Origin of the sequence: Stenotrophomonas sp. STK16_22 (assembly GCF_051984505.1) — a bacterium.
GTDB classification, from domain to species: Bacteria; Pseudomonadota; Gammaproteobacteria; order Xanthomonadales; family Xanthomonadaceae; genus Stenotrophomonas; species Stenotrophomonas maltophilia_A.
Genome location: NZ_CP196972.1, coordinates 1307539 through 1333222, shown reverse-complemented (window position 1 = coordinate 1333222; position 25684 = coordinate 1307539). Strand labels below are relative to the sequence as shown.

The window sequence follows — 25684 nt, the reverse complement described above, 5'->3', positions numbered from 1 at the left end:
GTTCCCGTGCCGATGGAAATGACGTCACGCGCATCCAGCACCGCGCTGGAACCGGCCGCGCTGCTGGAGGGCTTCCTGGCCCACCCGCCGCTCGGGTTCGAGGCAGGCCGCCTTCCCAGCGGCCTGCCGACCTTCCGTGCGCCGCTGGATCTGACCACCACCATGGACGACGACCTGCGCGGCAAGCTGCTTGGCCTGCCGCTGTCGCGCCTGTGGCGGCCATGGATCACCTGGAAGACCCGCTTCGTCGGTGCCACCAGCACCGAGTACACCCCGCTGCCCGCGCACGTCGCACCAGAAGCATTGGCTGAGGACGTGACGCGTCACGCGATCGGCGATACCCGGCTGCTGGTGGTCAAGGACCTGGCGATCGATTCACCGCTGCTGGATGATGCCGCCAACGCACACAGCGGTGCCTTCCTGCAGGCATTGCTGGCACGCGGCTTCGTCGAACTGGAAGGCATGCCGCTGGCCTGGGTGGCGATCGATTTCGATTCGATCGATGGCTATCTCGGCCGCCTGTCGTCTTCGCGCCGCAAGAACATCCGGCGCAAGCTGCGCTCGCGCGACGACCTGCAGATCGACTGCATCGCCACCGGTGATCCGGCCCTGGCCGACCCGCAGCTCCAGGCCGAACTGTATGCCTTGTACCTGGGCGTGTACGCGCAGAGCGCGGTGCATTTCGACCAGCTCGATCTGCCTTACTTCCAGCATCTTCTGGCCGACAGCCAGGGCCAGGGACGGATGTTCCTGTACCGCCACCAGGGCCAGCTGATCGGCTGGAACCTGTGTTACGTGCATGCGGGCAAGCTGGTGGACAAGTACATCGGCCTGGCCTATCCGCAGTCCCGCGAGCACAACCTGTACGCGGTGAGCTGGATGCACAACCTCGAATACGCGCTGCAGCACAGCCTGAGCCACTACGTGGCCGGCTGGACCGATTCGCGGATCAAGGCCGAACTGGGTGCCAGCTTCACCTCCACCCGGCATGCGATCCACGCCCGTTCCCCGCTGCTGCGTGCAGCCCTGCGCAGGCTGGCCCCGTACCTGCAGGGCGAACCGGACGGAGGCGGCTGAGCGATGCCATTGCGTTCCCCGCTGATCCTGGACCTGGACGGTGGCGTGCTACCGCTGCCAGAGGCGCAGACCCTGGCCCTGCCGCAATGGCACGATCCACTGCGCTTCGCCTGCCGCAATGCCACCCTGAACCGTTTCGCCACTGAAGTGCTGGCACCGTTGCCGGCCCAGCTCGGCACGGTAATGCTCGGCAGTGGCGACTTCCACCACCTCAGCCTGCCGCTGCTGCAGCGCATGCGCACGCAGGCGCCGTTCCAGCTGGTGGTGCTGGACAACCATCCGGACAACATGCGCTTCCCGCTCGGCATGCACTGCGGGTCGTGGGTGAACGCCGCCAGCAAGCTGCCGCAGATCTCGCACATCCACGTGCTCGGCATCACCTCCAGCGACATCGGCCTCGGCCATGCCTGGGAGAACCACTGGCGCCCGCTGATCGGCGGTCGCCTGACCTACTGGTGCATGGACGTGGACGTGGGCTGGGGGCATCGCCTCGGCATGGGCCACGCCTTCCGCCGTTTCGAGCATCCCGAAGCGCTGGTGGCCGCGTTCGCCGCCGAGCAGGCGAAGTCACCGCAACCAACCTACCTGTCGATCGACAAGGATGTGTTCGCCGAGGACGTCGCCCGCAGCAACTGGGACCAGGGCCGCTTCCAGCTGGAACACGCACTGGTGGTGATCGAAGCGCTGCGCGCCGGCGGCCTGGTCGGCAGTGACATCACCGGCGAAGTGTCGCTGGCCAACTACCAGAGCCGCTTCAAGCGCTGGCTGTCGTCGCTGGATGGCCAGCCTGACGTCAGCGCCGAGGATCTACCGCTATGGCAGGCGCGGCACCAGCAGGTGAACCGCGAACTGCTGGCGGCGATGGCCGCCGTGCCGACCGCCTGCTGACCGCGTCGGTAATGCCGGCCGTTGGCCAGCGTGGCTTCGGTAGTGCCGGCCGCTGGCCGGCAACCTCATTGTTCCCGGGCTCACGGGGATGCCGGCCAGCGGCCGGCACTACACTGGACGCCTGCCCCAGGAGCCCTCGCCATGGCCCAGACCGTCATCCCGCAGCTGCGCATGCGCCACGCCGACTCCACCCTGCCGTTCTACGTGCAGGGGCTGGGCTTCGTGGTCGACTGGGAACACCGCTTCGAACCCGGCTTCCCGCTGTTCGCCCAGCTCACCCGCGATGGCCAGACGATCTTCCTCACCGAACACAGCGGCGACTGCGAGGTCGGCGGCGCGGTGTACTTCATCGTCGAGGACGTCGACGCCCTGCACCGCGCCTTCAGCGCCGCCAACGTGCCGATCGAGCAACCGCCGCATGACACCGAATGGGACAGCCGCGAGATGCTGCTGGTCGACCCCGACGGCAACCGTCTGCGCTTCGCCACCGACGCGAGCTGAACCGGGCGGCCTTGAGCCGGATATACGAAGCATATACGCTTCGTATACCCCCTCCTTCAGGACCGCCCATGGGCATCGTCAACATCGATGACACCCTGCACGACCAGCTGCGTCGTGCCTGCACCGTTTCCAGCCGCTCGATCAACGCCCAGGCCAACTTCTGGATCCGGGTCGGCATGCTGTGCGAGCTGAACCCGACGCTGAGCTTCCAGGACATCGTCGCCAGCGAGCTGCGCGCGGCCGGTGTGCAGCCGCCGCTGCTGCCGCCGGGCCAGGTCTGAGCCGATGGGCATCATCAAGCGTCCCGACGAGATCGCGCTGATGGCCGAATCCGGCCGCCTGCTGGCGGAGGTGTTCGCCGCACTCGACCAGCTGCCGCTGCAGGGCCGAAGCACCATGGAGATCAACGATTTCGTCGAACGCATGATCGTTGATGAGCTGCAGGCGAGGCCGGCCAGCAAGGGCCAGTACGGCTTCCCGTACGTGCTCAACACCTCGATCGACAACGTAGTCTGCCACGGCGTACCCAGCACCACCGACGTGCTGCGCAACGGCCAGATCGTCAACCTCGACATCACCCTGGAGAAGAACGGCTACATCGCCGACTCCAGCACCACCTACCGGGTCGGTGAGGTCGACTACACCGCGCGCAGGCTGGTGCAGACCACCTACCAGGCGATGTGGAAAGGCATTGCCGCCGTGCGTCCTGGTGCGCGCCTGGGCGACATCGGCCACGCCATCGCCCGCCACGCGCGCAGCCACGGCTACAGCGTGGTGAAGGAATACTGCGGCCACGGCATCGGCCAGGAGATGCACGAGGAACCGCAGATCCTGCACTACGGCCATCCCAACACCGGCATGGTGCTGGAAGAAGGCATGGTGTTCACCATCGAACCGATGCTCAACCAGGGCAAGCCGGCCATCCGCCAGCAGCCGGACGAATGGCCGGTGTACACCCGCGACGGCAAGCTGTCGGCACAGTTCGAGCATACGGTGGCGGTCACCCGCACCGGCGTGCGGGTACTGACCCTGCGCCCCGGCGAGACGCCGTTATGCGCGGTGGATGCCGCCTAGAGTGGCCGTTGCTGCATCCCGGCACCCTCGTGCACGGCGCGCTTCCGCGCCGTCAGGGGTTCGCGTACCCGCTGTGCCACATAGCCGACGCTGGCTGCGAGAATGAAGGTGTAACCAAGGAGTTCGGTGGTCTCCTCGATGGTGTTCTTGAACACGCGGATGTACTGGTCACCCAGCAGTCCGGTCCACAACGACGTCATGCCGATCAGACGCGAATAGAACAGCAGCAGAACCAGGCCGATCGTCATCACGGTACCCGGCCGGGATACGAGAAAACGCACCAGCGCCGGCATGGCCCGGCGCCAGTCGCGGCTGGCCCAGGCCAGTGAGCCGATGATCAGCACGGCCACCGGGTACTTCCAGAAGCCGTGTGCGATCAGGTCCAGCGCCTCATCCATTTCACGCAGGAGCATGCAGGCGAACAGCGCGGCCGCCAGAACGGCAAAGGCCCGATCATCGGCACGTCGCAATGCAAGCCGGACGAAGGCAGCCACGCTGGCGACCAGGAAGCCTTCCTGGGTCAGTTCGACCAACGACCACTCGCCGACTGCATTGCCCAGCCAATGGATGTCGAGCCAGGCCAACGCAGGCGGAAGCGCCATCATCAGGCCGAACAGGAAGGTGCGCCCCAGGTGGGACAGGAGCAGCTGTAGATTGTCTTTCATGCAACACCGATGCCGCGCCGTGGCGGTCGTACAACGAGAACACAGGCGACCGGGGGGCTGCCGAACGACGGCATGCGCGGCGGGGTCGCGACCAGGCGCGCATTATCCGCGCTGTATCCGGCCACGTGAACCGTACCGGTGGAACACATACGCAACACCGGCGTACGTCACGCACTCATGGCGATAAAGGACGCAGCAGCAACAACGTCGCCAGGCAGAACATGAAGATCGCCACGCCTGCATCCAGCACACGCCAGGCGCCCGGCCTGCGGAACACCGGCTGCAACAGGCGCGCGCCATAGCCCAGCGTGCAGAACCAGACCACACTGGCAATGCAGGCACCGGCGGCGAAGGCCCAGCGCAGATCGCCCGGGTAACGCGTGGACAGACTGCCCAGCAGCACCACGGTATCCAGATAGACGTGCGGGTTGAGCAGGGTGAAGGCCAGGCAGGTCAGCAGTACCTGCCGTCCGCTGCCGCCCTGCGCCTCGGCGGCGGCCAGCGCACTGCCACCGCGCCATGCGCGCAGCCCCGCCTGCAGGCCATACCAGAGCAGGAAGCCCGCACCACCGAAGCGCAGCACCTGCAGCAGCAGCGGCCACTGCAGCACCAGCGCGCCCATGCCGCCGACGCCGGCCAGGATCAGCACGATGTCCGCGCCGGCACAGGCCAGCACCACCCTGCCCACATGGCGCTGCTGCAGGCCCTGGCGCAGCACGAAGGCGTTCTGCGCACCGATGGCGATGATCAGGCCGGCACCTGCGAACAGGCCGGCGGCGGTAGCGGCGATCCACATCAGGACAGGCCAGGCAGCGAGGGGACGCGCAGGGTGCGGCCGCTGACCCTGTTTAGACAATCTGATTTTTCTTTATCCTGTGCAGGAAAACTGAAGAGGCACCGGCATGGATCTGGTACATCCGCAACTGGCCGCGTTTGCTGCGGTGCTGGAAGAAGGCAGCTTCGACGCCGCGGCACGCCGCCTGTCGATCAGCCCGTCGGCCCTGTCGCAACGGATCAAGGCGCTGGAGGACAGGCTCGGCCAGGTACTGGTGGTACGTCAGGCACCGTGCCGGCCCACCGCCGCAGGCGAAGCGCTGCTGCGCCGGGTCCGGCCGATGCAGGCGCTGGAGGCCGAGGCATTGGCCGAACTGCTGCCCGAACGCGGCAGCGATGCCGCGCGCACGCCGATCCCGTTGGCGGTCAACGATGACTCGCTCGATACCTGGTTCGTACCGGCCGTCGCCGACCTGCACCAGCGCCATGGCTACCTGTTCGACCTGCGCATGGATGACCAGGACCATACCCTGCAGCTGCTGCGCGATGGCAGCGTGCTCGGCGCGGTCACTGCCGAAAGCCAACCGGTGAAGGGCTGCAACGTGCATCCGCTCGGCGCCATGCGTTACCACGCCATCGCCTCGCCCGGCTTCGCCCGCCAGTACTTCCGCGACGGCATGCAGGCCACGGCCCTGGCGCGCGCACCGATGCTGGTGTTCAACCGCAAGGATGAACTGCAGTGGCGCTTCGTGCGGCGCCTGACCCGCGCGCGACTGCAGCCGCCGCTACACTACCTGCCCTCCTCCACCGGTTTCGTCGAAGCCGCCGCGTGCGGACTCGGCTGGGGCATGGCCCCGGAAACCCTGGTCGCGCCCGCCGTGCGCGCCGGCCGCGTGGTGGTACTGGAACCCCGCCGCTGGCTCGATGTGCCGCTGTACTGGCAGCATGCCGCCGTGCGTTCAAGCACGCTGCAGCACATCACCCAGGCGCTGCGCACTGCAGCCAGCGGCACCCTTCGTTGAGGACAATCCAATGACCGCAGACCCGGGCTTCACGCCGCGCGCACTACCGTTTGCGCACCTCTTCACCATTGGGACGGCATGGGCGTGATCGGCCGACGTACAAGGATGCACGGCGCGAAGGCCGCGCTGGCGCTGGCAGCCTGCCTGCCCCTGGCTGTGCCGGCGCAGAGCCTCACCGATGCACCCGCATTGGACTGGGAACAGGCACGCCAGCGCCTGGAGCAGGTCTCCGATGCACTGGCCGCCGCTGATGCAGCGGTGCGCAACAAGCAGGACCTTCAGGACGCCACCCGCCTGCTGCGCCTGCCGGAGATCACCGGCGAAGTGCGCCGGCTGCAGTTCCAGAAGACCCTCACCCTGCCACTGGGTTCGCTGGCACCTGTCGCCGAGGCCTATGGCATCGACTCACCGCTGTCATTCACCGAACGCGACTGGCGTACCCGGCCCGTGGTGACCGCGGTGCTGCCGTTGTACACCGGCGGCGTGATTCCGGCCGCGCAACGTGCCGCCAGCGCTGCCCACGAGCAGGCCAGCGCCGAGCGCGAGGCTCAGCGCCAATCGCTGACCGTGCAGCTGGCCCAGGCCTATTTCGGCCAGCGCCTGGCCGAGCAGGCAGTGGATGTGCGCCGCGACGTACGCGATGGCCTGAACCGCCACCTGTCCGACGCAGAGAAGCTGGAACGCGAGGGCTTCGCCACCCGCGCCCAGCGCCTGCAGGCCACCGTGGCCCGCGACAAGGCCGAGCGCGAATACCAGAAAACGGTGAACGACCTGGCCACGCTGAAGGCGGCGCTGGCCACGCTGCTGCGCAGTGGTGGCGAGGTACAGCCGGTGTCGCCGCTGTTCGTGCAGCGCGTGCCATTGGAACCGGTCGCCAGCTTCGAGCGCACTGCGCAGGCGCGCCAGCCGCAGATCGCACGCCTGCGGGCGATGGTGGCGCAGGCCGAACAGGGCGTGCGCGTGCAGCAGGCCAAGCTGAAGCCACAGATCTTCGCCTTCGGCCAGTACGACTTTCGCCGCCGTGACGAGATGTTGACCGATCCGGACTGGGCATTCGGCATCGGCCTGAAGTACACCTTCCTGTCGCCGAACTCGCGGCCGGCGCAGATCAGCGCCGCGCGTGCGCAGCAGGAACAGGCCGAAGCAGGCCTGCGCGAGGCCGAGAACCAGGTCGCGCTGGGCGTGCGCAAGGCCTGGAACGAGCTGGAAACCGCGCGCCAGCAGTACGTGCTGCTCGACAGCAGCATCGCCCAGGCACAGGAAAACCTGCGCCTGCAGGAGCTGGCGTTCCGCGAAGGCCAAGCGACTTCGCTGGATGTGATCGACGCGCGGCTCGGCCTGGGCGGCGCCCGCGTCGAGCGCGCACAGGCCGCCTACCAATACGATATTGCGCTGGCACAGTTGCTGGAGGTCAGTGGACAGATGGACCGTTTCGAAGAGTTCCGGCGGCGTGCGGACGAGGTGATCGACCATGAGTGATGTGCTGCACGACGATGCAACGACGCCCCCGGCCAAGCGCCGCCTGGGCCCGATCCTGATAGTGGTGCTGCTGGTCGTGGTGGTGCTCGGCCTGTGGCTGGCCTGGCGCAGCCCCGCCGACCAGATTCAGGGCATGGCCGATGCGGACACGATCAACGTGGCCGCCAAGATCACCGCGCGCGTGGCCGAACTGAAGGTGCGCGAGGGCGACCGCGTGCAGCCCGGGCAGGTGCTGTTCCTGCTCGACAGCCCCGAAGTGGCCGCCAAGGAACAGCAGGCGCACGGCGCATTGGCCGCCGCACAGGCGGTGGCCGACAAGGCCGACGAAGGTGCGCGCAGCGAGGACATCCGCGCCGCCGAAGCGAACTGGAAGCGGGCTGAAGCCGGTGCGACGCTGGCTGAAGCGACCTACCAGCGCGTGCAGAACCTGTTCAACGAAGGGGTGATGACCCGGCAGAAGCGCGATGAAGCGCATGCCCAGGCCACCAGCTCGCGCGAACTGGCGCGTGCCGCCCGCGCGCAGTACGACATGGCCTTGGCCGGCGCACGCGAGCAGGACAAGCGTGCCGCGCAGGGCCAGGTGCAACAGGCACAGGGCGCGGTGGCCGAAGTCAACGCCGCGCGCGTCGAAGTGGAAGGGCGCGCGCCGGTGGCCGGCGAGATCAACAAGCGTATGGCCGACCCGGGCGAACTGGTGCCAGCGGGCTATCCGGTGTTCACCCTGGTCGACATCGACCGCATGTGGGTGGCGATGAACCTGCGCGAATCGCAGATGCAGGGCCTGAAGGTCGGCAGCAAGCTGCAGGGCAGCGTGCCGGCGCTTGGCCAGGACGGCGAGTTCGAGGTTTATTTCATCAATCCGGCCGGTGACTATGCGACCTGGCGGACCACCCGCCAGTCGTCCGGCTACGACGTCCGCAGCTTCGAGGTGCGGGTGCGCCCGGTACGCCGCATCGAGGGCTTCCGCCCCGGCATGAGCGTGCTGTTCGCATGGCCCCAGCACTGAGCCCCGACAGCAGCAGCTTCGCCGCCAGCTGGCGGCGCGAGCTGCGGTCGCTGCGCGGCAACCGCGCCGACCTGCTGCTGGTCACCCTGCTGCCGCTGCTGATGCTGGCCGTGATGGCGTGGATGTTCACGCCCTCGGTGATGCGCGACATCCCGATCGCCGTGGTCGACCTCGACCACAGCAGCGACAGCCGCCTGCTGCTGCGCATGCTCGATGCCAGCCCCGGCGTGCGCATCGCCAGCCAGCCTGCGGACATGCAAGATGCACGTTCGCAGCTGCGTCGGCTGGATGTATTCGCCATCGTACTGGTGCCGCGCGATGTCACCCGGCAGGCGTTGCGTGGACGCCAGGGCACGGTGTTCGCCTACTACAACGCCACCTACATGACCACCGGCCAGTCCGCGGCGCGCGATATCGGCGACGCGGTCTCGGCCTGGAACGCACGCCTGCTGCGCGAGCGCATCGGCCTGCAGGTCGGCCCGGGCAAGCTGCGTGCGGCACCGATCGCGGTGCAGTCGGACATCCTGTACAACCCGGCGCGCAGCTACGAGCTGTTCCTGCTGCCGCTGATCTTCCCGGCGGTGTTGTCGCTGGTGCTGGCACTTGCGGTGGCCGGCAGCCTCGGCCGCGAGATCCGCGACGGCAGCCTGCCCGCCTGGCTCGGCCGCACACCGTGGCCGGCGATTGCCGGCAAGATCGCGCCGTACGTCCTGCTGTTCTCGCTGTATGGCGCGCTCGGCATCGGTTACCTGGCCTGGCTGCGCGGCGACGGTGTGGCCGGGAGCGTGCTCCTGCTGCTGCTCGCACAACCTCTGTTCTACCTGGCTACTGCCGCCTACGCGTTGTTCTTCGTCGGCGTCACCCGCGACATGGGTACCGCGCTGTCAGCGGTCGGCCTCAGCATCGGTACTGCACTGGCATTTTCCAGCGCCACCTTCCCGGTGCTGGACGGGCCGCTATTCACCCGCGTCTGGCATCAGCTGCTGCCGCTCAGCGCCTATATCAAGCTGCAGACCCAGCAACAGTTCATCGGTTCGCCGCTGCAGGTTTCGGTATGGCCGCTGGCCACGTTGCTGCTGATGTCAGTGGTGGCTGGCGGCATCGGTGGGCTGCGCCTGATCGCCTTCGCGCGTACGCCCGAAGCCGCGCAAGCGGCGGGGGCCGACGCATGAGCGCACTCTGGCGCAGCCTGCGGCAGACCCTGATGGCGGTGCTGTGCGACCGCTATGCGATCGTGGTGATGGTCGGCGCGGTAATCCTGTACTCGTTCTTCTACCCGGCCGCGTATCGCCACCAGGTGGCCGGCAACCTGCCGGTACTGGTGGTGGACGAAGACCACAGCGCGACCAGCCGCGAGCTGCTGCGGAAGCTCGACGCGTTGCGGGTCGCACGCGTGGTCGGGCAGCCTGCGGACATCGACAGCGCGCGCCAGCAGCTGGAAGCCGGTCATGCCGAAGGCATCGTGCTGATCCCGGCCAACCTGGAGCGCGACATCCTGCGCGGCCACCCGGCCAAGCTGGTGCTGCTCGGCAACGGCGCCTACCTGGGCCGCGCCAGCTGGGTGCTGGGCAGCGTGGCCGATGCACTGGGTGCGTTCGGACGGGAGGCGGTGGTCGGTCAGGCCGCCTTCATGGGCGCGCCACAGGCACCACCGGTCACGCTGGTGCAGCGCCCGCTGTACAACACCCAGGAAGGCTATGGCAGCGCCATCGTGCCGGGCGTGGCCGAGCTGATCGTGCACCAGACGCTGCTGATGGGCATCGGCGTCCTGCTCGGCGGCCGTCGTCTCGCGCTCGGCCGGCGCCTGCGCTTCGACCTGCCGACGCTGGCCGGCATGGCACTGGGCTTCGCCCTGATCGGCCTGTTCGGCCTGTTCTACTACGCCGGCTTCACCGCCTGGGTGCAGGACTATCCGCGCGGCGGCAACCCATTGGGCCAGCTGCTCGGCGGCACCTTGTTCATCGCCGCCACCGTGGCCTTCGGCCTGTTCGTCGGCAGTTTCTTCCGCACCCGCGAACGCGCCTTCCAGTACATCATCGCCACCTCGATCCCGCTGTTCTTCCTGGCCAACCTGTCGTGGCCGGCAGTGATGACGCCACCACCGCTGGTCTGGCTGGCGCAGCTTCTGCCGACCACCTCGGGCATCAACCTGATGGTGCGCCTGAACCAGATGGACGCCCGCCTGACCGAAGTCAGCCACGAACTGATCACCCTCACCGCCCTGCTGCTGCTCTACGGCAGCCTCGCCACCTGGCGCCTCCTCGCAAAAAAGGGGACGGAGGGGATTAAGTCGTAAGCGGCCGGGTTGGGGGATTGCGACTTAATCCCCTCCGTCCCCTTTTCCCATAACGACGAACGCCGGCGTGGGGCCGGCGTCCGAGTACTGCAGTGTGGAAGGGGTAACGGGTCGAGCAATCAGCGGTAGACGCGTTCGCAGCGACGTTCCACCACGCGGTCGCCGTTCTTCTGCTGGCTGTTGCCCTGGATCTGGCGACCGGCTGCACCACCGGCGACGGCGCCTGCCACGGTGGCCAGTTTCTTGCCATTGCCGCCGCCCACCTGGTTGCCCAGCAGGCCGCCGATCACCGCGCCGGTGGCAGTACCGGCAATGCGATTGGGATCGCGCGAATTGCGCTGCACTTCCACGTTCTTGCAGACCACGCGGCTGCCGTCGTTGAACTTGCGTCCCTCATCGCGCGGGCCATAGGTCTGCGCGCCGGCCACCGACGAAGCTGCCAGCAGGGTGCCCAGCACAAACAATCGGGTCGAGGTCTTCATGGCCATCTCCTGAGTTCCGGTATGGCGCCAGTGTCCTCCCGCGGTTGGCAACCGGAAGTGAAATGCGCGTGTCCGCCACTTCATCGGCCATCGCACGTTCAGGAAGAAAATCCGCGCCCATCGCGACCAGCCGTCGCGATGGGCGCCGTCTCCCTGCCGGCCTTGCCCTCTTCTAGAACTCTTCCCAGCCACCCGCATTGGCGGCCAGCGTCGGCTCGATCCGCGGCGACAGCACCGCGGGCCGGCGCACCGGCGCAACCGATGCCGCCACGGCTGCCAGCGCCGGGCGCACCGCGGCGGCAGCGGTCACCGCCCCCGTGCGGAACACCGAAACCGCCTCGGCCAGCAGGTTGGCCTGCTCCTCCATCGAGCGTGCCGCCGCACTGGCCTCTTCTACAAGCGCCGCATTCTGCTGCGTGGTCTCATCCATCTGCACCACCGCCTGGTTGACCTGTTCGATGCCCGAGCTCTGCTCCTGGGAGGCAGCAGAGATATCGGCCATGATGTCGGTCACGCGCTGCACCGAGGCCACGATCTCGCCCATCGTGGTGCCCGCCTGGCGGACCAGTGCCGAGCCGTCGGCGACCTTGCCGACCGAATCCTCGATCAGGCCCTTGATCTCCTTGGCCGCACCCGCCGAGCGCTGCGCCAGCGTGCGCACCTCACTGGCCACTACCGCAAAGCCCCTGCCCTGCTCGCCGGCGCGCGCAGCTTCGACTGCCGCGTTCAGCGCGAGGATATTGGTCTGGAAGGCGATGCCATCGATGACCGAGATGATTTCGGCGATCTTCTTCGACGATGCCTCGATGGCCGACATCGTGGTGACCACCTGGCCCACCACTTCACCGCCCTGGGAAGCAACACCATGCGCGCCGATGGCCAATTGGTTGGCCTGCCGTGCATGCTCGGCATTCTGCTTCACGGTGGAGGTCAGTTCCTCCATCGATGCTGCCGTTTCTTCCAGGTTTGCCGCCTGCTGTTCGGTACGCCGCGACAGGTCGGTGTTGCCCGAAGCAATTTCACCTGCGGCCAGATTGATGCTGGAGGCGCTGGACTGGATGCGGCCGACGATCTGCTTGAGCTGGTCGACGGTGGCATTGCAGTCATCACGCATGCGCGCGAACACGCCATGGAAATCACCCTGCATGCGCACGGTCAGGTCGCCGCGCGAGATGGCCTGCAGCAGGGTCGACACCTGCACCAGGTTCTCGTCGGTGGTCTGCATCAGGCGATTGAGCCCGGCCACCATGTCGCGGAAATCATAGGCGAAGCGATCTTCGTCGCCGCGCAGGCTGAAGTCGCCTGCCGCAGCCGCTGTCGCCAACCGGCGGATCTCGCTGTTGATCGCCGACAGGCTGGACTTGGTTTCGTCCATCGCCTGGGTGATCGCCGCCTTCTCGCCGGGCAGCGGGTCCATGTCCACCGACAGATCGCCGCGTGCGTAGTGTTTCATCACCTCGATCAGCCGGTTCTGTACCTGCACGTGCGATCCAACCAGCGCATTGGTCTCATGCACCATGCGCCCGTAGTCACCGGGGAACGCGCTCTCGTCCATGCGGTAGCTGAGGCTGCCGGCATCGTGCTGGCGGGCCAGCTCCCCCTGTGCCGCCATCACCGACTGCAGCTGTGCCTGCATGCGCTGCATCGACTTCAGCAGCTGGGTCACCTCGTCGTTGCCGGTGGCGTCGATGCTGCTGTCCAGGCGGCCACTGGCGATGCCGTCGGCCAGCTTCACCGCTCCTTCCAGCGGGCGGGTCAGGCTGCGGGTGATCGCCCAGGCCGCCAATGTCCCCAGCAACAGGCTCAGTGCCCCGAACGCGATCGACAGCGTGCCGGTCCACGATTCGGTTGCGCGGTACTCTTCGCGGCTGCGTTCGGTCAATGTTTCCTGGTGGCGCAGCAGGGCCGAAATGGATTCATTCCAGGCCGTTGCCAATCCGTGCTCGGCCAGCAGCTCCTTCGCTGCACCATCGAAATCCCCCGCCTTCATGCGCTCATGCAATTGCTGGGTTGATGCATCGGTGGCCTTGCGGGCCGCCTCGATGCGCGCGACCAGGGTATCGCCGGTAGCGTCACGCGGAATCTTGATGTACTTGGCCCAGATACCGTCATAGGTCCGCGACAACTCCTGGGCACGCTGGTAATCCTTGTCGAACTCGTCACCCCGCTTGATCACCATCAGGCGACGATGCATCAGCACCGCGTTGTTGGTATCAAGCATGTCATTCAACAGGCGCATCTTCACCATGTTGACGTCCACCACTTTCTCGAACTGGGCGGATTTCAGCTGATTCCCATACAGCACCAGGCCGACGATGGCCATGATGAACAGCAGCAGCAGACCGAAGCCGGCGCCAAGCCGGGATCCCACACGGAGATTACGTAAGGCAAGCATCTCAATTCCCTTGATCGTGGCCGTACGTTCGATGGCGGCGCAGCGGAGGGAAACTTTACGGGACTTTATATATGGACCGATCCAAATATATGGAACTGTGCAGGCAGTCAGAAAATGCGGCGACCGATAATGGCGCCATAACCTTATCGAATACCGCTGACACGCCAGTGCCCGATGAAAATCACGCAGGATTAACACCATAATAACGCCCCCCCATCCAGGGCGGCCCGGATTATCTGCGCCGGACACAACCGTCGCCCCGGAGGGCTACAGTCTGCAGATGACACGGATCCTGCACATCGAAGGCGCGTCCATCAACGACATCGCCAGCCTCTACGTGGAAATCAATCGTGTATTCATGGCCGACGAAGACTGGCAGCTGGGCGCAAGCCTGGACGCGCTTGATGACCTGCTGCACGGGGGCTACGGCGCGCTCGCCGGTCATGCCACCGCCACGGTGGTGTGGCGCGACATCGCCCACAGCCGCGAGGCACTGGGCCGCGAGACCACACGCGCCTGGCTGCAGTCGAAACTCGATCAGGGCGGCAGGTTCAACGGTCCGGCCATCCACGCTCAGTTGACGGCACTGTCACTTGGCCAGGGACAGACCTATTTCGAGATCGTCATGGAGATCTTCGGCAGCCATCCGCAGATCACCCTGGTGCCAGGCTGAGCACTCTGCAGCAACCAGCCGCATCAACTCAAAGCTTGGCCAGGGCCTCGCCCAGCCGGCGTGGGAACGCCACTTCGCTGGCCAGGTGCCATGCGCGTGCATTGGCGCCCAGCCGGGTCCACTCGGCCTCATCCATCGCCAGCGCACGCTCGACGGCCTGTTCCAGCGCCTTCTCATCCACATGCCAGGTCCTGGACAGATGGCAGGGCTCGCCCTCGTGCGCGGCAACCAGGATGCCGCGGCTGTCGTCGATCATCTGATTCATCGGCGCGCCGTCGCAGGTGATCACCACTGCCCCGCAGCTCATCGCTTCCACCAGGTAATGGCCCCAGCCTTCGGTCTGCGACAGGCACAGGTGGAACGCATGTTCGTTCTGCAGGCGCTGCACCTCCTGGTCGGGCAGGCGCTCGCGGACGATCCGCAGGTTCGCGGCCCCGCCCTCATCTTCGTCCGAAGGGCCGCCGCGCAGGATGGTCAGCAAGGGCCACTCCGGATGGCGCTTCCAGACCTCGACCAGCGTTGCCGTGCCCTTCATGCGACTGGTACCAGCTGCATGCAGGAAGCTGCGCGGTCTGCGCGGCACCGCCGGGTCGTAGCGGTCACGGCTGCAGAAACCGACTTCCAGCGCGCGCATGCCCAGTGCGTTGAAGATGCGCGTAGCGTCTTCGGTCTTGGTCAACAACGCATCGAACCGCGGCAGGATCCGCAGGCTGCGTGCGGACACCCATTCCGGATTCGGAATCAACAGATTGACCTCGGCCAGTCCGAAGCTTGCCGGCCGGACATGCTCCAGCGAGATGTTGATGTCGAACCGGGCCGGCGTGCGCCCCAGGCTCAGCCACGAGGCCAGCAGCCTGCGCAGGCGCATCCCGCGGAGTTTCCAGGCCCCCCCATTGCGCACCGCGTCCAGACGGCTGACCGTCACCGTGTGCCCGAGCTGCTGCAACGAGCGCTCGATCACCTGGATGTCATGGGACAGGCCACGCTGGTTGTCGGCGGCCAGCAGGTGGATATGCGCCATCAGGAGGGACTCCCTGGCCGGCGCAGGTCGCGCGCAGGCAAGGCGGTCGCCAGCATGAAGCCCAGCACCAGGTAGAAATAGAACGAATGGGGCATCGCCCGGTAGAACACGTTGTCCGTGAACGCCGACAGCGCATAGACGATGACCACGGCAAGTCCGGCGGTGGCGATCATCGCGGTGATGTCGTCGGCGTGGCCGAGGCGCCGCACGAAATGAATGCCGGGCAGGATGAAGACCAGCAGCATGATCAGCAGCAACGGCACGCCACCGGTCACCGCCGCTTCCAGGTACTCGTTGTGCGGGTGGTTGTAGCGGAAGATCGACTCGGACACCTCGCCGCGGGCGATGCCCTCACGTGCATAGGTACCGAACTGGTTCAGGCCCACCCCTGCCACGGGATGCTCGGCGAAGGCGTCGACCGCCACGCCCCACATGGCGATGCGCTCGCGGACCGAGCCGACCTCGTTTTCCTGGTTGAAACCGGAGATCTCGCCACTGACCTCACCGAAGCGCTGGATCACCTCATGGTTCAGCACCGAGGTGGCACCGACCACGCCAATGACCAGGGCACCGACGAAGGCCAGTGCCCCCCGCCAGCGCCGGGTGCGCCGGACGTGCACCGCAATCACCATCAGCATGGCGGGAATGAACGCCAGGATCGGCCCGCGGCTCTGCGCCAGGATCGAACCGTAGACGCCGACGGCGATGGCCACGCCGTGCAGCCAGCGTTCGGCCGGATGCACATTGGGCTGGATCAACCGGATGACCGAGAACAACGCCATGCACAGCGTCACCATGGTGAACTCGATCGCCGTCCATTCGCCGCCACTGAAACCGTGCGCGCGTTCAAGGCCCATCACGTGGTGCTGCACGATGCACGACCCGCCGAAGACCAGGGTGGACACGGCGAAGATCTTCCAGATCAGGCGCCAGTCCAGCGCAGTGGCGAACACGGCAGCGGTACCCAGGTAGAGCAGTGTCTGCGCCGGCAGATCCAGCTCGTTCCAGCGCAGCCCGTGCCAGAGGATGCTGTAGAAGGCATAGGCCAGGCGCAGGAAGCAGACGATCACGATGAACCGGGCGATGCGGTAGCGCAGGCGGACATCGGGCTGGCGGCGGATCAGAACCACGCCGGTGACCAGCAGGGCCAGCAGCAGCACCGCCTTCAGCAAGGTGTAGGGTGCGGAGCCGGCAAGCGGAACGATGGCGACCAGGATGCTCAGCAGGACGGTACGCCAGGTGTAACGAGGTTCGGCGGCCATGCAGGCTGCAGTCATGCTTGTTCTTTCCATCAACGCCCGCCCGGGGATGAGTCGCCCCGGTTTCCATGGAGGCCGCTTGGCGGAAATCGCCGGGGCTGACACTACCGTGGGCCCCTGGGGAAATCAACCAAAGTGCCGGCGCAGGGGCGCAGGCGTTGGCACACGGACAGCCCCCGGGCCCAGCGCGGGTGCCGCGGATCATCGACCTCCCCAGGTCGCTACACTAATGTCCTCTCCGGCCATGCCTGCGCGTGGCCACGCCCCGACGCCCTGCCAAGACGCGAAACGCCCCAAGTGACTGATACAAAAGACAACACCAGCAACGCCAAGGCGTCCAAGGAACACACCCCGCTGATGAAGCAGTTCTTCGCGGCCAAGTCCGATTACCCGGACCTGCTGCTGTTCTTCCGCATGGGTGACTTCTACGAACTGTTCTATGACGACGCCCGCAAGGCGGCGCGCCTGCTCGACATCACCCTGACCCAGCGCGGCAGCTCCGGCGGCGCACCGATCCCGATGGCCGGCGTGCCGGTGCATGCCTATGAAGGCTACCTGGCACGGCTGGTGGCGCTGGGCGAGTCGGTGGCGATCTGCGAGCAGATCGGTGACCCGGCGCTGGCCAAGGGCCTGGTCGAGCGCAAGGTGGTGCGCATCGTCACCCCCGGCACCGTCACCGACGAAGCCCTGCTGGATGAACGCCGCGACACCCTGCTGATGGCCCTGTCGCGCAGCAAGCAGGGTTACGGCCTGGCGTGGGCCGACCTGGCCGGTGGCCGCTTCCTGGTCAACGAGGTGGAAACCGACGACGCGCTGGAAGCCGAACTGGCGCGGCTGGAGCCGGCCGAGCTGCTGGTGCCCGACGAAGAAAACTGGCCGGAATTCCTGCGCCAGCGCACCGGCGTGCGTCGCCGCGCGCCGTGGCTGTTCGATGCCGACAGCGGCCGCCGCCAGCTGCTGAATTTCTTCAAGCTGCATGACCTGAGCGGCTTCGGCATCGACGACAAGCCGCGCGCCACCGCTGCGGCCGGTGCCCTGCTTGGCTATGTCGAGGAAACCCAGAAGCAGCGCCTGCCGCACCTGACCTCGATCGCGATGGAAACCGCCGGCGAGGCGATCGCGATGAACGCCGCCACCCGCCGCCACCTGGAACTGGATACGCGCGTCGACGGCGACACCCGCAATACGCTGCTGGGTGTGCTCGACAGCACGGTGACGCCGATGGGCGGGCGCCTGCTGCGCCGCTGGCTGCACCGCCCGCTGCGCCTGCGCGAGGTGCTGGTACAGCGCCACCATGCGGTGGAAACCCTGATCGACCGCGGCAGCGACGCCGACATCCGCGAGCAGTTCCGCCGCCTCGGCGACCTGGAACGCATCCTCACCCGCGTCGCGCTGCGTTCGGCGCGGCCGCGCGATTTCTCCACCCTGCGCGACGGCCTGGGCCTGCTGCCGGCGGTGCGCGAGGTGCTGGCGCCGCTGGATTCACCACGCCTGCAGACGCTGCACGCCGCGCTGGGCGAACACGACGAGTGCGCGCAGCTGCTGGCCAGCGCCATCGCCGAAATGCCGCCGCTGAAACTGAGCGACGGCGGCGTGCTGGCCGATGGCTTCGATGAAGAGCTGGACGAACTGCGCCGCCTGTCCACCCACGCCGACCAGTTCCTGGTCGACCTGGAACAGCGCGAGCGCGAAAGCAGCGGCATTCCCACCCTGAAGGTGGGCTACAACCGCGTGCACGGCTACTACATCGAGATCAGCAAGGGCCAGTCCGACCGCGCGCCGGTGCACTACACCCGCCGCCAGACGCTGACCAATGCCGAGCGCTACATCACCGAAGAACTGAAGGCGTTCGAGGACAAGGTGCTGTCCGCGCGTGACCGCTCGCTGTCGCGCGAGAAGTACCTGTACGAGCAGCTGCTGGACACCCTCGGCGGGCAGCTGGAACCGCTGAAGCAGTGTGCCGCCGCGCTGAGCGAACTGGACGTACTGGCGGCCTTCGCCGAACGCGCGCAGGCGCTGGACTGGGCGCGCCCGGAGCTGCAGGCCGAGCCGTGCCTGAAGATCGAGCGTGGCCGCCACCCGGTGGTCGAGGCGGTGCGCGAGCAGCCGTTCGAACCCAATGATCTGGATCTGCATCCGGACCGTCGCATGCTGGTCATCACCGGCCCGAACATGGGCGGTAAATCGACCTACATGCGGCAGAACGCGCTGATCGTACTGCTGGCCCACATCGGCAGCTTCGTGCCGGCCAGCCGTGCGCTGATCGGCCCGATCGACCGCATCCTGACCCGCATCGGCGCCGGTGACGACCTTGCCCGCGGGCAGTCGACCTTCATGGTCGAGATGGCCGAAACCAGCTACATCCTGCATCACGCCACCGCCCATTCGATGGTGCTGATGGACGAGATCGGCCGTGGCACGTCCACCTACGATGGCCTGGCACTGGCCGACGCGGTGGCCCGTCACCTGGCCTACCAGAACCGCTGCTACACGCTGTTCGCCACCCACTACTTCGAGCTGACCGCGCTGGCCGACGAGCAGCACGAGGGTGGCCGCAGCGGCATCGCCAACGTGCACCTGGATGCCGTCGAGCACGGTGAGGCGCTGGTGTTCATGCACGCGGTAAAGGATGGCCCGGCGAACCGCAGCTTCGGCCTGCAGGTGGCGGCACTGGCCGGCCTGCCGCGCGCCACCGTGGCACAGGCACGGCGTCGCCTGGCCGAGCTGGAACAGCGCGGTGGTGAAAGCCATGCCGCCGAGTTGGCGCCGCAGGCGTTGGATGCGCCGCAGCAGTTCGGCCTGTTCGCAGCATCGTCGAGCAAGGCGCAGGACGCGCTGGCGGCGATCGACCCGGACGAACTGACGCCGAAGCAGGCGCTGGAAGCCCTGTACCGGTTGAAGGCACTGCTGTAGCCGCAGCGCACGCCCATGGCCTCCCGCTCGCCTTGCGGGAGGCCTGTTGAAAGACTGTGCAAATCCGATTCTGCGTTTCAATTGACAGAATCTATCAACCTGAATGGATCATTCGATTATTCATTTCATCTGGCCATAGCTAAAGTCGAGTGAAGATGTTTCTCCCACGTCTTCACCGCCACCAGGAGCCAGCCGATGAGCCAGTCCGACAACAACAACGCCAAGTGCCCGTATCACACCGCGCCGTCGCCTGCGGAAGGCGCCCAGCAGCAGCGTGAACTGAGCACCACGCCCAAGCAGAAGCACGGCGATGATCCGGTCACGCCGATGACCACGGCCTTCGGCGCGCCGGTGGTGGACAACCAGAACAGCAAGACCGCCGGCCCGCGTGGCCCGCTGCTGATGGAAGACGTCTGGCTGCTGGAAAAGCTGGCCAACCTCAACCGCGAGATCATTCCCGAGCGCCGCATGCACGCGAAGGGCTCGGGCGCGTTCGGCACCTTCACCGTCACCCACGACATCAGCAAGTACACCCGCGCCAAGCTGTTCGAGAAGGTCGGCAAGCAGACCGAGATGTTCGCCCGCTTCACCACGGTGGCCGGCGAGCGTGGCGCCGCCGACGCCGAGCGTGACATCCGCGGCTTCGCGCTGAAGTTCTACACCGAAGAAGGCAACTGGGACCTGGTCGGCAACAACACCCCGGTGTTCTTCCTGCGCGACCCGCGCAAGTTCGCCGACCTCAACAAGGCCGTGAAGCGCGACCCGCATACCAACCTGCGCAGCGCGCGCAACAACTGGGACTTCTGGACGCTGCTGCCCGAAGCCCTGCTGCAGGTGACCGTGGTGATGAGCGACCGCGGCATTCCGCGCAGCTTCCGCCACATGCACGGCTTCGGCTCGCATACCTACAGCTTCACCAATGCCGACAGCGAACGCTTCTGGGTGAAGTTCCACTTCGTCAGCCAGCAGGGCATCGAATCGCTGACCGACGCGCAGGCGCAGATCCTGGTCGGCCATGACCGCGAAAGCCACGGCCGCGACCTGTTCGCCGCGATCGAGAAGGGCGACTTCCCGAAGTGGAAGCTGTTCATCCAGGTCATGCCGGAGCTGGACGCGGAAACCTACCGCGTGCATCCGTTCGACCTGACCAAGGTGTGGCCGAAGAGCGACTACCCGCTGATCGAAGTGGGCCAGTTCGAACTGAACCGCAACCCGGTCAACTGGTACCAGGACGTGGAGCAGTCGGCGTTCGCGCCGAGCAACCTGGTGCCGGGCATCGGCCCGTCGCCGGACAAGATGCTGCAGGCGCGCCTGTTCGCCTACTCCGATGCGCAGCGCTACCGCCTGGGCGTGAACCACCACCAGATTCCGGTGAACGCAGCGCGCTGCCCGGTGCACAGCAACCACCGCGACGGGGCGATGCGCGTGGACGGCAACTACGGCGGCCTGCCGCACTACGAGCCGAACAGCTACGGCCAGTGGCAGGAGCAGCCGCAGTACCGCGAGCCGCCGATGAAGATCCGGGGCGACGCCGACTTCTGGAATTTCCGCGAGGACGACGCCGACTATTTCAGCCAGCCCGGTGCGCTGTTCCGCAGCTACAACCAGGCACAGAAGGACCGCCTGTTCGCCAACACCGCCCGTGCCCTGGGCGATGCGCCGGACTTCATCAAGCAGCGCCACATCGACAACTGCAGCAAGGCCGACCCGGCCTACGGTGCCGGTGTTGCCGCGGCGCTGAAGGCGCTGGCCAGCCAGCCGTCGGATCCGTTCAAGCCGGCGCAGCCGGAAGCGGACTTCCCCACCGCGACCCCGGGCGCCGAAGACATCGAGCTCTGATCGCCCTCCCCCGTGAACGGCGCGCCGCCTCCCCGTGAGGCGGCGTCGCCGTTTTAACGGTCCGCGTCCTACCTTCTGCACGCCCAACCCCAATCAAGGATTCCGCAGATGAGCCTGACCGACGAACTTCTCGCCAAATTGCAGGGCGCCCCGCTGCAGCAGGTGTCGCAGCAGCTCGGCATCAGCGATACCCAGGCTTCCGGCGCGATCAGTGCCGCGCTGCCGGTGCTGATGGGCGCGCTGGGCAACAACGCCTCGCAGCCGCAGGGCGCGCAGGCGCTGCTCGGCGCCTTGCAGAACAACCACAGCGGCCTGGACCTGGGCGGCGTGCTCGGTTCGGTGCTGGGCGGCGGTGGCGCCAGCGGTGGCGCTGCCAGCGATGGCGCCGGCATCCTCGGCCACATCTTCGGCGGCAGCCAGCAGAAGGTGGAAACCGGCCTGGCCCAGGCCACCCAACTCGACAGCGGCCGCACCAGCCAGCTACTGCAGATCCTCGCGCCGATCGTGATGGCCTTCCTCGCCCAGCGCCTGGGTGGCGGCCAGGCCGATGCCAGCTCGCTCAGCCAGGCCCTCGGCCAGGAAAAGCAGCAGGTGCAGCAGCAGGGCGGTCTTGCCGGTGGCCTGCTCGGCAGCCTGCTGGACCAGGATGGTGATGGTCAGCTGGGCGTGGGCGATCTGCTCAAACTGGGCGGCAATCTGCTCGGCGGCAAGCGCTGAGGGAAAGCCTGGCCGGACATGGGCCGGCGCTACCGGCATCGCCATGGGTAGCGCCGGGCCAGGCCCGGCGGCTTACCGGTTGCCCGCCTTCAAACGCTGCAGGATCGGTGCGAACAAGGGCGCCTGCATCGAGCGCGGCGGCTCGACATGGCCGCCCTTTTCCTGCGCCTGCCAGTACGACCACGGCAGCGGCTTGTCGCCCAGTTCGTAGTCCATGCCGTCCCAGCCATCCTCGCGGAAGGCGTAGAAGGCCCAGTGCACCTTGTCCTGCTCCAGCACCTGCAGCACATCCTGCAGGTAGCGGCTGCAGTCCGGCCACCGCCGCATGCAGCCGAATTCGGCCACCACCATGCGGTTGGCACCGACGCCATGCGAGGCGGCCCACGTCATCGGCTGCTGCAGGTAACGGCGTACACGCGCCGCATCCCAATGCTCGCTGCCTGCACCGAACGGCACCTGCGCCGGATAGCGCCAGGGTTTGGCACGCGTCTGGTTCGGTGCACTGGTTGCTGCATACGGCTCGTACATGTGCACGCTGTACAGCAGCTTCGAATCCGCCAGCGGTGCCGGCCAGTAGTTGAAACCGTCGGCGGCGGCATACCAGCCCGCATCCAGCATCAGCGGCATCGCGGTGTCGACCCCGCGGATGCTGGCGATCAGTTCCGAGTAGAAGCGGCGCAGATCGCGTGGGCCGTCCTGCACACCGGCATACCACCGCTGCATCGCCTCAGTGGACGCATGCTCGGCCAGGCCTGCACCGTACTCGGGCACCGGCTCATTGATGAGGTTGTAGGCGGCCAAGGCAGGATGACCCTTCAGCGCCGTGGCCAGGTCATGCCAGAAGCGACGGGCCGGCACATGGTTGTCGAAGGACTGCCACAGGCGCTGGTCGACCACATCGCCGTTGTGCTGCTTCCAGCGCAGCAACGGCAGCGACAGCGGCGTCAGCACCACTTTCAGCCCGGCCGCATCGGCGTCATCCAGCACCCGTCGCAGCGTGGCCAGGTCGGCCGGAACCAGTCCGCGATAGTCATCGGCGTTGCCGATCAGGAAGTCACGACCGCCCTGCCCCTTCCACTTGTCCGGCACCAGCCGCACCCAGGTCGCACCGGTCGCACGCAGCGCCTCGAAGTACTTCCGGTCCGGAGGCGACATGTTCATGCTGTTGCCACCGCGTTGCGGAACGTCCCAGAAGGTGATGTCGGCAGCGTGCAGTGGCGCAGCAGCAAGCAGGGACAGGCATAACAGCAGACGACGCATGGGCAGGCCTTCGATAGGTGAAAAACCAGCCTGCCCAGCGCAATCCGAACGCACCGTGACCGGCGCTTTGTTTCGCACCGCGATAGGAACAATCCGTTGGAATCAGGATTTCGCTAGAGCGCGTCGATGTCACCCAAGGCCCGGATCAAACGCCGCGCGCGCTTGTCCGGCTTGTGTTCCGGCGGCTGGAAACCATCGCGTGCGGCAATGCGCAGTGCACGCTGTTCGGCACGGCGCGCCTTCGAAGCCTCGCTCTCGGCGTACAGCTGCTGTGCCGTTGGCGCCGGCCCGCGCTGGTCGCTCAGGCCCAGCACCTGGATCTCGAAATGCTCCTCGCCGCGGTCGACCTGCAGCTGCTCACCCACGCGCACCGCGCGCGAGGACTTCGGGCGCTGCCCGGCCACGCTGACCTTGCCGGTCTCGATGGCCTGCTTGGCCAGGCTGCGGGTCTTGAAGAAACGGGCCGCCCACAACCAGATGTCCAGGCGGACACTGGGCGACAACGGGGAAAGCTCAGGCATCGGTGCGGACTACTCCGGTGGCTTGTTCAGAGGACGCGGATGGTCGGGGTCGGTGCGGCAGCCGCTGCCCCCGATCAAGGCGGGTACACCAGCGGAAAGATCCTGGCGCTGGCTGCCGACCAGGCACTCGGGACGGTCGGTCGGCCGCACCTGGGTATCGCCCAGCCGGTCACCTGTCGAACATGCGGCCAGTGCGGTGCCGATCAAGGCCAGCGCCAGGCTCCATTTCACCTGCAGTCGTTGATGCATTGCCACATCCTGCAAACCGGCTTGGTGCTAGTGTGCGCCTCCCGGGAATCGATCACCACTCCATGGCCAAAGCGCCGCTTGACCTGACCTCCGGCCCGATCGGCCGCAACCTACTGCTGTTCTCCCTGCCGATCCTGGCGGGCAACATCGCGCAGTCGCTGAACGGTTCGGTGAATGCGGTCTGGGTGGGGCGCTTCCTCGGCGAGGCGGCATTGACCGCCACCGCGAACGCCAACAACATCATGTTCTTCCTGATCGGCTCGGTGTTCGGCTTCGGCATGGCCTCGACCATCCTGATCGGCCAGGCGATCGGTGCGCGCGACATCGCGCAGGCACGGCGCGTGGTCGGTACCAGCGCCACCTTCTTCATCGGCCTGTCGGTGATCATCGCCATCGCCGGCTGGTTCATGGCCCATCCGCTGCTGGCGGCGATGGGCACGCCGGCCGCCTCGCTGCCGTTGGCCGAAGCCTATCTGCAGATCATCTTCCTGGCGATGCCGACGCTGTACGCGTTCGCCTTCCTCACCGCTGCACTGCGCGGTGCCGGTGACTCGCGCACGCCGTTCCGTTTCCTGATGGTGTCGGTGGCACTGGACATCGTGCTGAACCCGGTACTGATCTTCGGCATGGGGCCGTTCCCGGCGCTGGGCATTGCCGGTTCGGCCTGGGCCACGCTGGTCGCGCAGACGCTGTCGCTGGCCGGCCTGCTGCTGTACATGCGGCACAAGCGCCACACCCTGTGGCTGGGCCGCGCCGACATGCGCCTGTTCAAGCTCGACCTGACCATCCTCAAGGCGCTGGTTATCAAGGGCGTGCCGATGGGCCTGCAGATGGTGCTGATCTCGCTGTCGGTGATCCTGCTGATGACCATGGTCAACCAATACGGCACCGACACCGGCGCCGGTTACGGCGCTGCCCTGCAGCTGTGGAACTACCTGCAGATGCCGGCGATGGCGATCGGTGCGGCGTGTTCTTCGATGGCGGCACAGAACGTCGGTGCGCAGCGCTGGGATCGCGTGCGCGGTACCGCGCGCCAGGGCGTGCTGTTCAACTTCCTGTTGACCGGCGCGCTGATCCTGCCGCTGGTGGTGTTCGATCGCCAGCTGCTGGCACTGTTCCTGCCACCGGCCAGCCAGGCGCTGGACATCGCCCGCCACCTCAACCACGTGGTGATCGGCTCGTTCCTGTTCTTCGGCGTCAGCTTCGTGATCTCCGGCGTGGTTCGCTCCACCGGCGCAGTGATTCCGCCGCTGCTGATCCTGGCCGGTTCGCTGTGGGGCGTGCGCGTGCCATTCGCCGAACTGCTGCAGCCGTATTGGGGCGCCGATGCGATCTGGTGGAGCTTCCCGGTCAGCTCGCTGGTCTCGATGCTGCTGTCACTGGCCTATTACCGCTGGGGTGGCTGGCGCAAGGCGAAGATGATGGGCAAGCCCTCGCACGCCGAAGAACTGGCCACGCCGTCGGAGATTCCGGCCTGCCCGCCGTCGCCGGTGGCCGACCCGGATGCCGCGCCACTGCGGTAGTGCCGGCCGCTGGCCGGCACCTTCAAACCTCTCCGGAAACATCGTGCAAC

24 protein-coding genes are annotated in these 25684 nt (G+C 66.9%); 15 read left to right on the top strand and 9 right to left on the bottom strand.

The features are described from left to right. The first annotated feature begins 12 nt into the window (after positions 1-12). The 5 genes from ACSYAO_RS06100 to map all read left to right on the top strand — a co-directional run bounded on the left by ACSYAO_RS06100 (position 13) and on the right by map (position 3540). Entirely contained in the window at positions 13-1077 is a 1065-nt protein-coding gene (locus ACSYAO_RS06100; RefSeq protein ID WP_049399616.1) for a GNAT family N-acetyltransferase, read from the top strand. Between the two features lie 3 nt (positions 1078-1080). Then, positions 1081-1965, top strand: coding sequence for a hypothetical protein (locus ACSYAO_RS06095; RefSeq protein ID WP_049462372.1), 885 nt, complete (start codon positions 1081-1083; stop codon positions 1963-1965). 141 nt (positions 1966-2106) lie between these two features. Next, positions 2107-2466 carry a bleomycin resistance protein gene (locus tag ACSYAO_RS06090; protein ID WP_197655798.1) on the top strand — a complete coding sequence of 120 codons (360 nt, stop codon included), beginning with the start codon at positions 2107-2109 and terminating at the stop codon, positions 2464-2466. 68 nt (positions 2467-2534) lie between these two features. Beyond that, complete coding sequence (locus tag ACSYAO_RS06085; RefSeq protein WP_005412680.1) at positions 2535-2747, top strand: ParD-like family protein; 213 nt, start codon at positions 2535-2537, stop codon at positions 2745-2747. A 10-nt stretch (positions 2748-2757) separates the two neighbouring features. Next, complete coding sequence (gene map / locus ACSYAO_RS06080) at positions 2758-3540, top strand: type I methionyl aminopeptidase (protein ID WP_197655800.1); 783 nt, start codon at positions 2758-2760, stop codon at positions 3538-3540. On the opposite strand, the gene ACSYAO_RS06075 is transcribed toward map, so the two are convergent. Both ACSYAO_RS06075 and ACSYAO_RS06070 read right to left on the bottom strand, forming a co-directional pair. Then, positions 3537-4205: a hypothetical protein gene (locus tag ACSYAO_RS06075; protein ID WP_032127534.1), complete on the bottom strand. Its 669-nt coding sequence runs from the start codon at positions 4203-4205 to the stop codon at positions 3537-3539. The genes map and ACSYAO_RS06075 overlap by 4 nt on opposite strands. Positions 4206-4380: 175 nt before the next feature. Next, complete coding sequence (locus tag ACSYAO_RS06070) at positions 4381-5001, bottom strand: LysE/ArgO family amino acid transporter (protein WP_032127535.1); 621 nt, start codon at positions 4999-5001, stop codon at positions 4381-4383. A 106-nt stretch (positions 5002-5107) separates the two neighbouring features. Here ACSYAO_RS06070 and ACSYAO_RS06065 point away from each other — a divergent pair, with 106 nt between their 5' ends. From ACSYAO_RS06065 to ACSYAO_RS06045, 5 genes are all read left to right on the top strand, one after another. Then, entirely contained in the window at positions 5108-6001 is an 894-nt protein-coding gene (locus tag ACSYAO_RS06065; protein WP_149908607.1) for a LysR family transcriptional regulator ArgP, read from the top strand. A 78-nt stretch (positions 6002-6079) separates the two neighbouring features. Further along, positions 6080-7480 carry a TolC family protein gene (locus ACSYAO_RS06060; protein WP_164079488.1) on the top strand — a complete coding sequence of 467 codons (1401 nt, stop codon included), beginning with the start codon at positions 6080-6082 and terminating at the stop codon, positions 7478-7480. After that, positions 7473-8486 (top strand): HlyD family secretion protein, encoded by a 1014-nt coding sequence (locus tag ACSYAO_RS06055; RefSeq protein ID WP_032127538.1) that lies wholly within the window; start codon positions 7473-7475, stop codon positions 8484-8486. The genes ACSYAO_RS06060 and ACSYAO_RS06055 overlap by 8 nt, the downstream gene beginning before the upstream one ends. Then, positions 8471-9658 carry an ABC transporter permease gene (locus ACSYAO_RS06050; protein ID WP_149908605.1) on the top strand — a complete coding sequence of 396 codons (1188 nt, stop codon included), beginning with the start codon at positions 8471-8473 and terminating at the stop codon, positions 9656-9658. Before ACSYAO_RS06055 ends, ACSYAO_RS06050 begins: the two co-directional genes overlap by 16 nt. After that, positions 9655-10782: an ABC transporter permease gene (locus ACSYAO_RS06045; RefSeq protein ID WP_197655797.1), complete on the top strand. Its 1128-nt coding sequence runs from the start codon at positions 9655-9657 to the stop codon at positions 10780-10782. Before ACSYAO_RS06050 ends, ACSYAO_RS06045 begins: the two co-directional genes overlap by 4 nt. 119 nt (positions 10783-10901) lie before the next feature. On the opposite strand, the gene ACSYAO_RS06040 is transcribed toward ACSYAO_RS06045, so the two are convergent. Both ACSYAO_RS06040 and ACSYAO_RS06035 read right to left on the bottom strand, forming a co-directional pair. Beyond that, the gene (locus ACSYAO_RS06040) at positions 10902-11270 is read right to left on the bottom strand and encodes a glycine zipper 2TM domain-containing protein (protein ID WP_049462359.1); all 369 of its coding nucleotides are present in this window, start codon (positions 11268-11270) and stop codon (positions 10902-10904) included. Positions 11271-11436: 166 nt separating this feature from the next. Further along, positions 11437-13659, bottom strand: coding sequence for a methyl-accepting chemotaxis protein (locus ACSYAO_RS06035; RefSeq protein ID WP_121503890.1), 2223 nt, complete (start codon positions 13657-13659; stop codon positions 11437-11439). Between the two features lie 280 nt (positions 13660-13939). Here ACSYAO_RS06035 and ACSYAO_RS06030 point away from each other — a divergent pair, with 280 nt between their 5' ends. Next, positions 13940-14332 (top strand): barstar family protein, encoded by a 393-nt coding sequence (locus tag ACSYAO_RS06030; RefSeq protein WP_049462356.1) that lies wholly within the window; start codon positions 13940-13942, stop codon positions 14330-14332. Between the two features lie 28 nt (positions 14333-14360). Here the strand turns inward: ACSYAO_RS06030 and ACSYAO_RS06025 are convergent, their stop codons facing one another. Both ACSYAO_RS06025 and ACSYAO_RS06020 read right to left on the bottom strand, forming a co-directional pair. Continuing rightward, a complete protein-coding gene (locus ACSYAO_RS06025; RefSeq protein ID WP_121503891.1) occupies positions 14361-15353 on the bottom strand; it encodes a glycosyltransferase in 993 nt (330 codons plus the stop codon). After that, entirely contained in the window at positions 15353-16630 is a 1278-nt protein-coding gene (locus tag ACSYAO_RS06020) for an O-antigen ligase family protein (protein ID WP_032127545.1), read from the bottom strand. Before ACSYAO_RS06020 ends, ACSYAO_RS06025 begins: the two co-directional genes overlap by 1 nt. A gap of 339 nt (positions 16631-16969) precedes the next feature. Here ACSYAO_RS06020 and mutS point away from each other — a divergent pair, with 339 nt between their 5' ends. The 3 genes from mutS to ACSYAO_RS06005 all read left to right on the top strand — a co-directional run bounded on the left by mutS (position 16970) and on the right by ACSYAO_RS06005 (position 22081). Then, positions 16970-19525, top strand: coding sequence for a DNA mismatch repair protein MutS (gene mutS, locus ACSYAO_RS06015; RefSeq protein ID WP_197655799.1), 2556 nt, complete (start codon positions 16970-16972; stop codon positions 19523-19525). Positions 19526-19720: 195 nt separating this feature from the next. Further along, positions 19721-21364, top strand: coding sequence for a catalase (locus tag ACSYAO_RS06010; protein WP_149908602.1), 1644 nt, complete (start codon positions 19721-19723; stop codon positions 21362-21364). 108 nt (positions 21365-21472) lie between these two features. Next, on the top strand, positions 21473-22081 hold the full coding sequence (locus ACSYAO_RS06005) for a DUF937 domain-containing protein (RefSeq protein ID WP_032127548.1): 609 nt from the start codon (positions 21473-21475) through the stop codon (positions 22079-22081). 72 nt (positions 22082-22153) lie between these two features. Here ACSYAO_RS06005 and ACSYAO_RS06000 read toward each other — a convergent pair whose 3' ends face one another. From ACSYAO_RS06000 to ACSYAO_RS05990, 3 genes are all read right to left on the bottom strand, one after another. Further along, positions 22154-23341, bottom strand: a complete 1188-nt coding sequence (locus tag ACSYAO_RS06000; protein WP_149908601.1) for a glycoside hydrolase family 5 protein — start codon at positions 23339-23341, stop codon at positions 22154-22156. A 113-nt stretch (positions 23342-23454) separates the two neighbouring features. Next, positions 23455-23862, bottom strand: coding sequence for an RNA-binding S4 domain-containing protein (locus ACSYAO_RS05995; RefSeq protein WP_004149153.1), 408 nt, complete (start codon positions 23860-23862; stop codon positions 23455-23457). 9 nt (positions 23863-23871) lie between these two features. Next, positions 23872-24111, bottom strand: coding sequence for a hypothetical protein (locus ACSYAO_RS05990; protein ID WP_149908600.1), 240 nt, complete (start codon positions 24109-24111; stop codon positions 23872-23874). Between the two features lie 62 nt (positions 24112-24173). Between ACSYAO_RS05990 and ACSYAO_RS05985 the strand changes: the two genes are divergently transcribed. Continuing rightward, positions 24174-25634, top strand: coding sequence for an MATE family efflux transporter (locus ACSYAO_RS05985; protein WP_049399635.1), 1461 nt, complete (start codon positions 24174-24176; stop codon positions 25632-25634). Positions 25635-25684 lie beyond the last annotated feature (50 nt).

Coding starts and splice junctions, on each gene's coding strand:
- ACSYAO_RS06085 (WP_005412680.1), top strand. CDS start 2,535: ATGGGCATCGTCAACATCGATGACACCCTGCACGACCAGCTGCGTCGT.
- ACSYAO_RS06040 (WP_049462359.1), bottom strand. CDS start 11,270: ATGGCCATGAAGACCTCGACCCGATTGTTTGTGCTGGGCACCCTGCTG.
- ACSYAO_RS06035 (WP_121503890.1), bottom strand. CDS start 13,659: ATGCTTGCCTTACGTAATCTCCGTGTGGGATCCCGGCTTGGCGCCGGC.
- ACSYAO_RS05995 (WP_004149153.1), bottom strand. CDS start 23,862: ATGCCTGAGCTTTCCCCGTTGTCGCCCAGTGTCCGCCTGGACATCTGG.
- ACSYAO_RS06010 (WP_149908602.1), top strand. CDS start 19,721: ATGAGCCAGTCCGACAACAACAACGCCAAGTGCCCGTATCACACCGCG.
- ACSYAO_RS06090 (WP_197655798.1), top strand. CDS start 2,107: ATGGCCCAGACCGTCATCCCGCAGCTGCGCATGCGCCACGCCGACTCC.
- ACSYAO_RS06055 (WP_032127538.1), top strand. CDS start 7,473: ATGAGTGATGTGCTGCACGACGATGCAACGACGCCCCCGGCCAAGCGC.
- ACSYAO_RS05990 (WP_149908600.1), bottom strand. CDS start 24,111: ATGCATCAACGACTGCAGGTGAAATGGAGCCTGGCGCTGGCCTTGATC.
- ACSYAO_RS06095 (WP_049462372.1), top strand. CDS start 1,081: ATGCCATTGCGTTCCCCGCTGATCCTGGACCTGGACGGTGGCGTGCTA.
- ACSYAO_RS06100 (WP_049399616.1), top strand. CDS start 13: ATGGAAATGACGTCACGCGCATCCAGCACCGCGCTGGAACCGGCCGCG.
- ACSYAO_RS06050 (WP_149908605.1), top strand. CDS start 8,471: ATGGCCCCAGCACTGAGCCCCGACAGCAGCAGCTTCGCCGCCAGCTGG.
- ACSYAO_RS06075 (WP_032127534.1), bottom strand. CDS start 4,205: ATGAAAGACAATCTACAGCTGCTCCTGTCCCACCTGGGGCGCACCTTC.
- ACSYAO_RS06030 (WP_049462356.1), top strand. CDS start 13,940: ATGACACGGATCCTGCACATCGAAGGCGCGTCCATCAACGACATCGCC.
- ACSYAO_RS06045 (WP_197655797.1), top strand. CDS start 9,655: ATGAGCGCACTCTGGCGCAGCCTGCGGCAGACCCTGATGGCGGTGCTG.
- ACSYAO_RS06000 (WP_149908601.1), bottom strand. CDS start 23,341: ATGCGTCGTCTGCTGTTATGCCTGTCCCTGCTTGCTGCTGCGCCACTG.
- ACSYAO_RS06025 (WP_121503891.1), bottom strand. CDS start 15,353: ATGGCGCATATCCACCTGCTGGCCGCCGACAACCAGCGTGGCCTGTCC.
- ACSYAO_RS06060 (WP_164079488.1), top strand. CDS start 6,080: ATGGGCGTGATCGGCCGACGTACAAGGATGCACGGCGCGAAGGCCGCG.
- ACSYAO_RS06020 (WP_032127545.1), bottom strand. CDS start 16,630: ATGACTGCAGCCTGCATGGCCGCCGAACCTCGTTACACCTGGCGTACC.
- ACSYAO_RS06070 (WP_032127535.1), bottom strand. CDS start 5,001: ATGTGGATCGCCGCTACCGCCGCCGGCCTGTTCGCAGGTGCCGGCCTG.
- ACSYAO_RS05985 (WP_049399635.1), top strand. CDS start 24,174: ATGGCCAAAGCGCCGCTTGACCTGACCTCCGGCCCGATCGGCCGCAAC.
- ACSYAO_RS06065 (WP_149908607.1), top strand. CDS start 5,108: ATGGATCTGGTACATCCGCAACTGGCCGCGTTTGCTGCGGTGCTGGAA.
- ACSYAO_RS06005 (WP_032127548.1), top strand. CDS start 21,473: ATGAGCCTGACCGACGAACTTCTCGCCAAATTGCAGGGCGCCCCGCTG.
- mutS (WP_197655799.1), top strand. CDS start 16,970: ATGAAGCAGTTCTTCGCGGCCAAGTCCGATTACCCGGACCTGCTGCTG.